The organism is Bizionia sp. (assembly GCF_048259285.1).
Taxonomy (GTDB): domain Bacteria; phylum Bacteroidota; class Bacteroidia; order Flavobacteriales; family Flavobacteriaceae; genus Algorimicrobium; species Algorimicrobium hallyeonense.
Window position 1 is genome coordinate 1 of sequence record NZ_JBLXHU010000048.1, and the last position, 12567, is coordinate 12567.

Annotated in this window: 8 protein-coding genes and 1 pseudogene; 3 read left to right on the forward strand and 6 right to left on the reverse strand. The window is 34.2% G+C overall.

Features of this window, described 5'->3' with window-relative positions; translation table 11 throughout:
* Positions 1-764, forward strand: a pseudogene (locus ACN0QX_RS13940) (hypothetical protein); the annotation flags it as partial.
* A gap of 178 nt (positions 765-942) precedes the next feature.
* Here ACN0QX_RS13940 and ACN0QX_RS13945 read toward each other — a convergent pair.
* From ACN0QX_RS13945 to ACN0QX_RS13970, 6 genes are all read right to left on the reverse strand, one after another.
* On the reverse strand, positions 943-1482 hold the full coding sequence (locus tag ACN0QX_RS13945) for a DUF6705 family protein (protein WP_417197817.1): 540 nt from the start codon (positions 1480-1482) through the stop codon (positions 943-945).
* A 230-nt stretch (positions 1483-1712) separates the two neighbouring features.
* On the reverse strand, positions 1713-2099 hold the full coding sequence (gene ytxJ, locus ACN0QX_RS13950; RefSeq protein ID WP_417197819.1) for a bacillithiol system redox-active protein YtxJ: 387 nt from the start codon (positions 2097-2099) through the stop codon (positions 1713-1715).
* A 119-nt stretch (positions 2100-2218) separates the two neighbouring features.
* On the reverse strand, positions 2219-5134 hold the full coding sequence (locus tag ACN0QX_RS13955) for a T9SS type A sorting domain-containing protein (RefSeq protein WP_417197821.1): 2916 nt from the start codon (positions 5132-5134) through the stop codon (positions 2219-2221).
* A 34-nt stretch (positions 5135-5168) separates the two neighbouring features.
* Complete coding sequence (locus tag ACN0QX_RS13960) at positions 5169-5990, reverse strand: lipocalin family protein (protein ID WP_417197823.1); 822 nt, start codon at positions 5988-5990, stop codon at positions 5169-5171.
* 47 nt (positions 5991-6037) lie between these two features.
* Entirely contained in the window at positions 6038-7294 is a 1257-nt protein-coding gene (locus tag ACN0QX_RS13965; RefSeq protein ID WP_417197825.1) for a hypothetical protein, read from the reverse strand.
* 22 nt (positions 7295-7316) lie between these two features.
* Entirely contained in the window at positions 7317-9446 is a 2130-nt protein-coding gene (locus tag ACN0QX_RS13970; RefSeq protein WP_417197827.1) for a tail fiber domain-containing protein, read from the reverse strand.
* Here ACN0QX_RS13970 and ACN0QX_RS13975 point away from each other — a divergent pair.
* Positions 9436-9588, forward strand: a complete 153-nt coding sequence (locus ACN0QX_RS13975) for a hypothetical protein (RefSeq protein ID WP_417197829.1) — start codon at positions 9436-9438, stop codon at positions 9586-9588. The genes ACN0QX_RS13970 and ACN0QX_RS13975 overlap by 11 nt on opposite strands.
* Positions 9589-9627: 39 nt before the next feature.
* The gene (locus ACN0QX_RS13980) at positions 9628-12384 is read left to right on the forward strand and encodes a response regulator (RefSeq protein WP_417197831.1); all 2757 of its coding nucleotides are present in this window, start codon (positions 9628-9630) and stop codon (positions 12382-12384) included.
* Positions 12385-12567 lie beyond the last annotated feature (183 nt).

Here is a 12567-nt window from a genome sequence, read left to right on the forward strand (position 1 = left end):
TAAATGCTAACACCTTATTAAACAGCAACAATAAGCTTGATAAACGTGTTGCATATACATTACTTGAAGATATTGAGCATATAAATCCAGATTATAAAGATGTCAGAAATCTTATGGATGTTGCTTACAAATTAGGGACCGATTATGTTCTTGTAACTATAGAAAACCAAACACGTCAAATAATTCCGAAACGTTTAGAAAACGATTTATTACAATTTGACACATATGGTTTAAATGATTTTTGGACAGAATATCACGCTCACAGCAACCCTGAAATACAGTATGATTATGCAATGCAACTACAGTTACAACAAATTGTAGTATCACCAGAACATTTAAATCAACGTCAGCTTTTGAGAGAGAAACAAATTGTAGATGGTGTAAAACCACAAAAAGACAGAAATGGTAACGTTGTAAAAGATAGTTTGGGTAACACAGTTACTGTACCAAATATTATCAATGTTAAAGCGCGTGTGTTTGAAATAAATCAATCTAAAAGTACGCGTGTTATTGGGCAAGTTATTTATAGTGATATGACAAACGGCCACGTGTTAGATAGTTTTGGTTTAGATAGTGCGTTTATTTTTGAAAACCATTATGCAACTTACAGAGGCGACATTAGAGCATTAAACAAAAAAGATGTAAAATTACTTAACAACCGCCGCGTGGCATTTCCTACCAACGAACAAATGGTATATGATACTGGCGAAGATTTAAAACTTAAATTAAAACGTATCATTAACAATTACAGTTTAAGAGGATAATAAAAAAAACACCCAATAAGGGTGTTTTTTTATGTGTTTTGGTTGACGGTTACGTATATGAAAAGTAGCAGAATATGTGTGCTACTATTTTCAGTTAAAACAAATATAGCAGAAAAGAAGTAAACTAAAAGTTTAGCCCTTAACTGCCATTTTTTATATACAGTGTTGTGGTTCGTTTTTATTGTTTAACCATAATAACATTTGTTGGAAGGCTAAATTCCCCATTGGTTTGATTGTCCAATCTAATTCCTGGTACATCTTTCAACTCCAATACTGCTGTGTTCGCATTTAGTAAGGTAAATGTACCTCCTTTATAATCATTGCTCACTACATCATTTATAACAACACTGTAGATAGTTGGACTTTTATATACCAAATACAGTTTTGAATCCACAAAAGTTCCAATTGAGGTTGTCTGGGAAATAACTACATTATTTTCTATATAAGTATATTTTCCATAAATTGCATCACGATAAATATTGGGAGATATTGGGTCGCTATACATTTCAAATTCCTGTAGGGTTATCTCAAAGGAATTTGCGCCATCTTCCCATCTCCAAACACCTACAAAAGCATCATTATGATTGTTGATATCCTTCATATAATAATTACTTCTATTGGTCCTGACTTCTGGAGGCGTTGATACATCATATATGGTCTGTGCCTTACAGCTTATAGAGGCTATAAATATCATTGGAATTAAAATTATGTTTTTCATTTTTTGTGTTTTTAATTACAGTTCATCAGCAAAATGTTCCATATACTCAATGAATTCAAATTTTCAATTGAGTCGTAAAAGTCTTTTAATTCATCTGGAATTTCATTCATAGGTTTTGGTCAAACTCGCAACTAATATTTTAGATTCGGATTACTCTAACAATCCACATTGAGTGTTAAACGAAGTTAGCCTTTAAAAATCAAAAAATCTATATGTAACGTTACGTAGTTTTAAGACAGAGTACTCAAATCTAAATCATTAATAGCGCCATGAGATGCATGGGCAACTACTACCCCATTTTTAATAACCAATAGCTGTGGTGACTCATGCATAACCTGAAACGTATATCCTACTTCATTAGAAACCTCTCGGTAGTTTAATAAATCTAAATAATATAAGTCTACTTCAGTTTCGGTTAGTTCATAATCACTCACAAACTGTCGCATAACCATTCGGCTAATGCCACATCGTGTAGAGTGCTTAAAAATAAGCTGTGGCTTGCTATGTGAGTTTTTGGTAATTTCTGCTAATTGCGTCACTTGGTTAAGCGTTATCCAAGGCAGTATCTTTTCTTCTTTAGGTTCTGACGAACCAAATATGTTTTTTAAAAATCCCATACTAAAACAGTCGTAAATAAAATTAAAACTTTCAAGTACAGTAAAAATAAGTTTTATAAAATAAAAAACCTCGAATGTAATAAAATATCGAGGTTTTTTAAAACATTAATCAACAATGTTTAGTGTTTAATAATTTTTTTATAAAAGTTGTGATCTATACTTCTTAAAAAATAAAATCCAGACGGCAAGCCATTAAAATCAACCGTTGTATTTTTATCTACTTTTACAGTCTTTACAAGTTGTCCTTGTAGATTATACAGATGTAATTTTAAAGATGTTTTTGATGTAATAGTTAAATAGTCTTCAACAGGATTTGGATATATCTTAAGTGTATCTATAGCTATTGTTTCTATTCCCAACGTTGAACAACTATCACTATAAGCAGCTGTAGCATCCTTTTGCCAACTACTATCGGTTGGTGGTGTAAATCCATTATCTATTTGAATACAAGTTAAATTTGGATTGTTGTTTGCCTGAAACAAATTAAAATTAGTGTTATTGGCATTGGCTACATTTAACTCGTGTAAATTGTTGTTGTAACAGCTTAAAGTGTACAAGTCACTATTAAGCGACACATCTAAAACCAATAAGTCGTTATCTGTACAATATAAACGCTCTAAATATTGGTTTTGATCTACATCCAAAACCGTAAGCAGATTATTACTACAATCTAAATATGTAAGTTGGGTATTATTGCTTACATCTAAAGCTTGTAATTGGTTTTGAAAGCAGTACAAGGTTTCCAAGTTTGCATTTTGAGAAACATCTAAAGCTGTGAGCTGATTGGCAGCACAGTTCAATTCTTCTAACGCTGAAAAATCCTGAATACCGGTTAGGTCGCTAATGTTTTTGGCATAGACATTTAGGTTGGTAACTGTGCTAATATTGCTTGTCAATACTTGTCCGTCTATTACGGTATCGTAACCCAAGTCTATAAGTGCTTGCTCAAAATTGGCATCAGGAATTGCGGTATATGAAGGATTACAGTCTTCAGAAAAAACGGTTATTCCATTTATACCATAACTTAAATTTGCATTAGCATAAGTGACATCATCAACTTCTACACAACTTAAATTAGGATTGTCTTTTGCATCAAAATTGAAAAAGTTGGTATTGTTTCCATTTTTAATATTAAGTGACATAAGTTGATTGTTACTACATTTAATAGTTTCTAATAATGGGTTTTGACTCACATCGAGATTTGTTATTTCATTATTAATACAGTACAAACCCTCTAGGCTTGTGTTTTGACTAACGTCTAATGTTGTGAGTTGATTACCTTCACAAAAAAGCGACCTAAGATTATTGTTTTGATTCACATTCAAAGAGGTTAATAAATTACCCTGACAATTTAGAGAGGTTAAATTGCTATTTTGTGATACATCCAAAGTAGTAAGATTGTTATATGAACAAGATAAACTCTCCAACATTTCAAAATCCTGAATTCCTGTTAAATCTGAAATGGAGGCATAGTTAACAGTCAAAAATATTTGAGTTTCAATACTTGCTGTTAAAACCTGCCCATCAATAGCAGTATCATAGCCTAAATCTATCAGGGCTTGTTCAAAGTTGGAGTCTGGAATAGCTGTATAATAATCAGAACACGCTTCAGAAAACGATGTCGTGGCATCAATGTTAGTCCAATTTGTTGTAGCATAATTGGCATCATCTACATTGATGCAACTTAAATCGGGATTGTTTGATGTATTGAAATATGTAATTTGATTATTGTTGCCATTTTTCACATCCAATGCTTTCAATTGGTTATTGTCGCAACGCAACCAACTCAAGCTAGAAGTCTGACTTAAGTCTAAAGCAGTAAGTTCGTTATCATAACAATTTAGTGCTTGTAATGTGGTATTGTTAAATAAACTGATTATCTCTATCTGGTTATTGAAACAATGTACTTCTTCAAGAATATTGTTCAATCCAAGATCAAGAGTATGTAGTTGATTTCCATAGCAGGATAATGTCTTTAAATTAGAATTGTCTTGAATGTATAAATTTACTAAATCATTATTATAGCACGATAGTATTTCTAAATTAGGATTGTATTGTACGTCTAAAGCCAACAGGGAATTGTTTTCACAAGCCAAGGTTTCTAAAGCTGTAAAATCTTCTATACCGCTTAAGGATGCAATGTTTTTAGAGCTTACATTGAGTGATGTTATATTATTAATGTTATGTGTTAACACGTAATTATCCAACACATCGTCGTATCCTAAATCTATAAGTGCTTGCTCAAAGTTATCATCTGGAATGTAAGAGTAATATCCTAAACAATAATCAGAAAAGTATTCTGTGGCATCAATATTGGTCCAATTGGTTGTAGAGTAAGTCGCATTATCTACTTGAATGCACGATAAGTTTGGTGAATTTGTGGCATCAAAATGCGTTATTAAATAGTTGGTACCGTTTTTTACGTTCAAGGTTGTTAAAAAATCGCTCCCATTACAATCCAAATGTGTTAAATTAATGTTTTGGCTTACATCCAAAACTTCTAATGAACTCCAATATATTACGAGGTACTCAAGATTGGGGTTATTGCTCACATCCAAGCTGGTAAATGGGTTGTTGGCACAACGCAAGTCGACCAAGCTAATGTTTTGGCTTACATCTAAAGCAGTTAGGTCATTTCCCGTTACCCACAAACGCTCCAATGCTGTATTCTGTGAAATGTTTATTGAGGTAAGTTCATTCGAAACGCATCGCAATTCGGTCAAATTGATGTTTTGACTTAAATTTAAGCTGGTCAATAAATTATTGGTAACACTTAAAAACTCAAGCGCTGTAAAATCTTCTATCCCTGCTAAATTGGTTATGCTCTCACTTTCAATATCGAGATGTGTTACAGTATTAATATTATTGGTCAGAACTTGACCATCTAAAACGGTGTCGTAGCCCAAGTCTATAAGCGCTTGCTCAAAATTAGCATCGGGAATGTTCGTGATTTGCGCAGAAGCATAAATCCCAATCATACAAGCAATCGTTGCCAGTATGCTTTTATTTGACAAATAATGTATTATTGTTTTCATTGTAAGCTGTTTTTAATGTTGTGTATGGAGGTGATTAGCCTTCGGTTTTATCTAAAACAATTGTTGATGTAGTCCCGTTAGCCGTAATTTGAAGTATCAGTTCATTTTCAGTAAGTGAGATAATGGTAAATGTACTTGCTGTACTACCGCTAAAAGTGAAATCTATCTCGGTATCACTTAATACTTCATACATCCCTGAACCTGTGCCACCTGATTGAACAACACAGTTATCATTGCTATCTAAATCGTGTATTTCCTGAATAAAAGTGTTTTCAGAAAAAAAGCGTATAAAGCTCTTTTTATAACAGGCATTATGTGCAGGAGATTCAAAATACCATTTCCCGTCACCAGCAGTTAGTTTTTCCTTGGTAGTTTGTTCGCGCACGTAGTTTCCTGGGGTTTTGTCAAACACAAGCATACCTCGATCTGGGTTTTGAATTATTAGCTCATTTTCCGTAAGTGATACAATGCTAAATAAAATAGGATTACCATCCCCATAATCAAATCTTATTTGGTCGTCGTCAATTAATTCGTAATTAGCTGCTCCCTGCCCTTGCAAAACACATTCATTATTAGTATCAACCCCATATGTTTCTTGATTAAATGCAGTATTATTTAAAAACTTTATGTTACTATTTTTATAGCATTCATCGTATTCACCTCCAGGTTCAGATTCGAAATACCACTTGCCATCACCAGCAGTTAGTTTTTCCATAGTGGTTGGCTCCGGAAGTTGGTGTGAACCATCATCATCTTTACTGCAATTAAATAGAGTTGCAGTTAAGGTTAGTAGTATGATTAAGCCAATTATTTTGTTTATTGCCATCTTGTTAAGTGTGTGTTTTGTTGTTTCCATTGTTTTCATGTTTAAGTAGATTTAAAGTTTATTGTGTAAATAAGAATTTAGTTTATAGACCAAACATCGCCTAGAAAACCAGTGCCAGTATCATCATCGCCTCCAATGACCCATATTTTATTGTTGAATACGGTAGATGTATGCCCATAGCGTCCGGTAAATGTGGCGTGTTCTATAGCTTGATGCCAATTGGCTCCATCATTGCTATACCAAATGTCGTTTTTGTTATTGCCGTCATCGCCACCTATTACCCAAAGTTTATCGTTAAAGGCAACTGCAGTTTGGCTGTATCTAGGTGAAAACTCTGCTGAATTAACAACCTCTGTCCAGGTTATACCATCACTACTTGACCAAACGTCGTTTTTGGCGTTGCCATCACTTCCTGAAATAATCCACATTTTATTATTAAAAGTAACAGCAGAAAATGAGTGCCTTCCCGAAAACTGTGTTGATACCGTAACTTCTGTCCACGTGACACCATCGCTGCTAGACCAAACACTGTTGTTATTGCCATTGACGTCAGTTCCGCCAATGACCCAAAGCTTGTTATCAAATACTATGGTTTGATGTTTGCTACGTGCCGTAAACCCTGCACTACTTGCTTCTTCTGTCCAAGTTATACCGTCTGTAGAAGACCAGACATCGTTGGTTTCATTGGTGCCATCATAACCAGCAATAACCCAAATTTTATTATTGAATACCGTAACGGTATGTCCCCAACGCCCTGAAAAACTTTCGTTGTTATTAACTTCAGTCCACGTAACACCATCAGTAGACGACCAGACATCATTTTCGTCTTCACCATTGTGATTGTCGCCACCAATAACCCAAAGCTTGTTGTTAAACGACACCGTTTGATGAAAGCGTCTAGGGATAAATCCAGCACTACTAGTTGCTTCAACAGCAAGATTCAAACCTCGTGTAGTAAAGCTAAAAACACTAGAGCTTTCTGTACTCACTTGTCCATCTGTTGCTACAACCTTCCAGTAATAGGTGGTGTAATGGCTTAAAGGTGCTGTTATTTCAAACTGTGTTTCGGTAATATTATCTTGAACAATCGTGGTTGGTGGGTTCTGCGTATCCATATACAAACTATAGGTTACGGTATCACCATCTGGATCTGTAGATTCCAACCAATCAAAAGTTGGTAATAAATTTACATTTGAAGCATTATTGGGAATTACAGAAAGCTGGAAAGCTTGTGGAGCTTGGTTTTGTTGTGAAGACGAATTGCCATCATCACTTTTACTGCATCCTATTAATGCAAATACTGTCACTATAAATAAGTTATTGATTAATCTCATTGTTTATAATATTTATGTACTGTTATTTATTTTCTAACGATTGAAGTCTTTTTTCAATTGATTGAAGCTTATTTTCTAAATAATTGATTTTAATTTCTTGCTCTTTTATAGCCTCAATAAGCAATGGTACAATTCCCGCATAGTGCACAAAATATTCATCGTTTTTACTTATTTCAACCGCTTCAGGAAATACTTTGTAAAGTTCTTGAGCTATAACCCCAGAGGTGGTTTTGTTAAAATCAATAGTTGATTTATTATCATTTTGTTTATATTGATAGGTATAACCACTTATTCGTTTAATTTTTTTAAGTGGGTTTGAGATTTTCTTAATGTTCTTTTTTCTGTTTTCATCTGAAGCTTGAAAATATTGTCCACCAGTACCAATATATCCTACCTCTGCGTTGTTGTTATAAGGATTACCATCGTTATCTCCCCAAGCATCTTCATCTAAAATGCGTAAATACCGTTGTTGGTCTCCTGGTGCCCAGATAGTGACAAAATCAGTATTACCGAATATTCCGGAAGTTTCATTGGTTCCTTCTTGTGATGCATACATCCAAGAATCTAAATATCCTCCAAAATCCAGATTATTGTCAGATAGATGATTATACTGATAGGAAGATTTTAATATAGCTCCATTATTAGCAGCAACAGAAACCCGAATAGTACCATCTACATCAAGTTCTTCTAGAGGTGTATCATTATTAATCCCTATATGCCCATTAGAGTCTATAAACATTCGTCTATAATTGTTGGTTCTAAATGACAAGCCTTCGTTATCTATCGTTCCAATAAAAGATGTATTTTCATCTTCACCTGTATTACCTAGTGTATTCCAATATCTACCAGATCCAGGTGACTCCCAAGTGGCAATGTAGTGACCTTCTGGATCAGTACCTGTAAGTGTCATTACCGAACCTATTGCATTAGGAGGCAATGGTGTGTATTGTGGCAAAATATAGCCATCACCTGGAATTGGGTAACTCGTATTACCAATTCTAACCCTACCACTAAACCATGCAGCATAATGCCTAGAACCATTGCTTTGTGCAGGAGCTTCTCCCATTACACCAACACCATCGCCTCCATGACCACCCAAAACTAAATTATAACACCCTACGAAAGGTCCTGTACTCGATCCTGTGGAGGAGGAAACATTATACACACCATAAAAAGCGTTTGAATCTGGATGTTGAATATTGCTTACGCCTACATCAATATTACCTTGAGTTGTAAATTGATTCACAATGCCAATCCGAATAGCATTAGTGTTTGGATTAGAGAATTCATTGACCATGCCGTACTGTTCACCTACAGCACTTCCAGTAAACGTACCACTCATAATATTATGAACACCTCTTTGAAATGCATGATTCCCAACAGTAGATTCACTTGTTATGTCAATTACATTGAGTACGCCTGTTTGAAGTCGTCCGTTTGTTGTGCCCTGAATATCATTTATCACACCTGTACGGCTTCCACTGCCATCATTATCAATGAGGTTTCTTACTCCTATTTGATCACCGTTTCCTGAACCCGTTAATAAATTATCAACGCCATAACGATTGCCTGTACCAGTGCCTGACAATTTATTATATTCTCCCACCAAAGCACCAGCTCCTTGATGAAATACATCATTAAAATTCCCAATAGTTTTAGAATTTGCGTTTGTTGAACTGTTATTTAAATACGTGTTTACTCCGTAAGTTGGCCCGTTTTGAACAGAGGTATTTGTTATCAATGCATTTATTGGTTTGTCTGATCTTACTGTTAACTTTGCAAATGGATTATTAGCTCCTCCAATTGTAACATCTTCTGTGTTTCCATTAATGGGACTTAAATAAGTACCACTATCAATCCATTGCGAGTTACCTACTTGTATCCAATTGCTATTCCCATTATCCCAATAATAAAACCCTTTTGGTGGTGTACCTAATCCTGTTACAAAAACAATCATTCCATCTTGTGAATTAGTTGGTGATGCCGATGGAAATTCATCAATTTTGGGAATAAGCAACCCGTCAGTGTTTTCTGGCAAAGCTTGATTGGATGATTTAATGTCCAATACCGCATTTGGCATTGTTGTTCCTATGCCAACTTGTGCGTAAACAGAAAATGAAATAAAGAAACTTAATGTGATTATGTATTTCATTACTAAATTAATTAACATTGGAAACAAAACTAACTACAACTCTTCGTCTCAACTTTCAATTATTGGACATCATCCATCTCAAAACAGACACCCTAACTCTATTTGGACAGCAACCGACTTAAAATGGACATCGCAACACTAATATTCTGTATTTTAGTATCTTTGAGTAAGTAAAGCCACTATGAAAATTAAAAACCTACCATCAATTATTTGTTTGTTGCTGTTTCAAACCATTTGGTCACAACAACTGCTTCCAGATTCTTTAAAACTTAAATCTACTGAAGAAAAGATTGCTTTTCTACATCGTAAAGGACAAAAGCAAAACAACATAGATTCTTCAAACGTATATTTTGACAAAGCCTTAAAACTTGCCAAGACTTGTGATTGCGATTCGTTGTTAATGATGTCTCACATAAATAAGGCTTATCATTTAATCTTCAACAAAGGAAAAATTGATTTAGGATTAGAGGAAATCCAGAATTTTGACCAGTTAATAGAACAAACAAAAAACCCATATTTTAAATACAGAGTCGCTTTAATGAAAGGCTATTCTTTTAATTTAAAAGATCAAAGCGATGCTTCTTTCAATCACTATAACAAAGCTTTGGAGCATGCTGAACAGATGCAAGATTCTTTTAGGATGGGTATTGTGTATAATAATTTAGGAAACAATTTTAATTCTTATAATGATTCCAAAGCAAAATCATATTACCTAAAGGCGCTAGATCTTTATGAGCGCCATAATGCGCCAAACTCTGAAAAACAGCTTACCTATCTCAATATGGCTAGAGTGAGTAACAACTTGGATAGTATTAGATATTTTTCTGAAAGATCGTATCAGTACTTAGATACTACTAATGTTAAAAACTTGGTTCATTATAACCTTAACAAATCGGCCGCTTTCTTTAGTAAAGGTTTTTTTAAAGAAGGAAACCTAGCCGCAAAAAAAGCTTATAAGTATGCTGAAGAATCCAATTACGAAATAGCAAGAGACCAAGCATTACTTGCATTAGGTTATACTGAACTTGAATTAGGCAATACCAAACAAGCCATAAAACATTTAGAACAAGCCAAACAATCTAAAGTAATTGGTCTATTAAACAAAAAGTACACCTTTGAAACTTTGATTAATGCTTACAAAAAAAACAACCAACTAGAGCAAGCACTACAAGCCAGTCAAGAACTTTTAGCAGTAACAGATTCCGTTTATCAGCAACGAAAGACAAGTACCTTTGCCGAGTTTGATGCCAAGTTCAACCTTGCAGAAAAAGACAAGGAAATAGCACTTCAAGAGTTAGAGATCATAAAGCAAAAAAACGCACACAACAAATGGATATTTGCCAGTATTGCTGCATTGCTTGTGGGTTTATTTATAATTCTTTGGTTGGTAAACAAACAAAAACGCAAAAAAGCGCAAGTGCAAATGGCGCTAGAAAAAGAACAAGAAATCAATCAGCTACGCACCAAGTTCCTTGGAAACATAGCCCACGAAATCCGTACACCACTCACTTTAGTCTCTGGAAACTTAAATTTAGCGTTAGAAAATTTAGACAATACAACCAAAGCTAAAAAAAACCTTCAAGTGGCTTTAGACAACACTAAAAAAATAACTGATGACGCCAATGAAGTTTTAGAACTCCTCAAGTTTGAAGGACAAAAAATGACGCTTAACGAAGTCACTGTTCCCTTACGTACTTCTTTAGAACGTATCGTGTTTTCGTTTCATTCCATGGCGCAAATCAAAGCAATAGAAATAAGCTACAACTCCAACATATCCATAAATATTTTTGTGACTACCGATATTGTAAAGGTTGAGAAAATTATAAACAACCTCCTATCAAACGCCATCAAATATGCACCTTCAAACTCAAAAATTGTTATTAACGATGCATTCAACAACAACGTCCTTTCAATATCCGTGACCGATTTTGGAGAAGGCATCAAATATGATGAACAGAAAAAAATATTTGAACGCTTTTACCAATCTGATAACGCAAGTAAAGTTGGTGGCATAGGCATTGGATTAGCACTTTCAAAAGAATTTGCCGAATTTTTAAATGGTAGCCTAACCGTTGATAGCAAGCTTGGACAAGGTTGTACGTTTACATTAAAAGTTCCATTGCAAGTTTCAGAAAACATTACTGAAAATGTAACTAATAAAATACCACAAAAGCTTTCAAGTCATAATAATTCTACAACAAAAGAACACATCCTTATTGTAGAAGACAATCCACAAATGGCAACCTATCTAAAAGAGCTACTTGAAGATATATATAATTGTGATGTCGCTTTTAATGGTGAAGAAGCCTTACATTTATTAAAAACCAAAACTTATTCGTTAATCACATCAGACATTATGATGCCCAAGATTGATGGTTTTGAGCTTCGTGAAAAAATAAACACTACAGAAAAACACAAATACACACCATTTATTTTTATATCTGCAAAGACTCTAGAAGCTGATAAAATAAAAGGGTTTTCGTTAGGCATTGCTGATTACATAGTAAAACCATTCAACAAAAATGAACTAATTGCTCGCATTAAAAACCTTTTAAAAAACAAAGCGTCACGTATAAAATGGCAACTTGAAAACACTGATCAACTTTCAACAACCGAAAGCTCTGACCAAAAACTACTACGAAAGATAGAAACTTACATTATTGAAAATCTAGACAATGATGATTTCAAAATAAAAGAACTAGCAGATTATGTAGGCTACAGCCAACGCCAATTGGCTAGAATTATGAAACAATACACAGGAATGAGTCCTGTAAAATTTATTTTAGAAATTAGGTTGCAAAAGGCCTTTGCCTATCTTCAAAATAAAACCTTTTTCACACTTTCAGAAGTTCGCTATGCTGTTGGCATCAGTTCTTCAGCTTATTTCAACAAAAAATTTAGAGAGCGTTTTGGTATTGCACCTGCTGATTTAATATAAAAGTTCACTCCTTCTAAAACTGACGAAAAGTCACGTTACAACTGCTTCAAAACGACATTTTGTCGCTCAAAACGTATTGGTAAGATTATTGACTTATACGCTACAAAGAAAGGAAAAATTTAAACACATGAACTTTAATAATTATACAATAAAATCACAAGAAGCGATACAGCAAGCGCAACA

Excerpts from the sequence above, each read along its gene's own strand:
- ACN0QX_RS13975 (WP_417197829.1), top strand. The coding sequence starts at position 9,436 with ATGTATTTCATTACTAAATTAATTAACATTGGAAACAAAACTAACTAC.
- ACN0QX_RS13970 (WP_417197827.1), bottom strand. The coding sequence starts at position 9,446 with ATGAAATACATAATCACATTAAGTTTCTTTATTTCATTTTCTGTTTAC.
- ACN0QX_RS13960 (WP_417197823.1), bottom strand. The coding sequence starts at position 5,990 with ATGGAAACAACAAAACACACACTTAACAAGATGGCAATAAACAAAATA.
- ACN0QX_RS13955 (WP_417197821.1), bottom strand. The coding sequence starts at position 5,134 with ATGAAAACAATAATACATTATTTGTCAAATAAAAGCATACTGGCAACG.
- ytxJ (WP_417197819.1), bottom strand. The coding sequence starts at position 2,099 with ATGGGATTTTTAAAAAACATATTTGGTTCGTCAGAACCTAAAGAAGAA.
- ACN0QX_RS13945 (WP_417197817.1), bottom strand. The coding sequence starts at position 1,482 with ATGAAAAACATAATTTTAATTCCAATGATATTTATAGCCTCTATAAGC.
- ACN0QX_RS13965 (WP_417197825.1), bottom strand. The coding sequence starts at position 7,294 with ATGAGATTAATCAATAACTTATTTATAGTGACAGTATTTGCATTAATA.
- ACN0QX_RS13980 (WP_417197831.1), top strand. The coding sequence starts at position 9,628 with ATGAAAATTAAAAACCTACCATCAATTATTTGTTTGTTGCTGTTTCAA.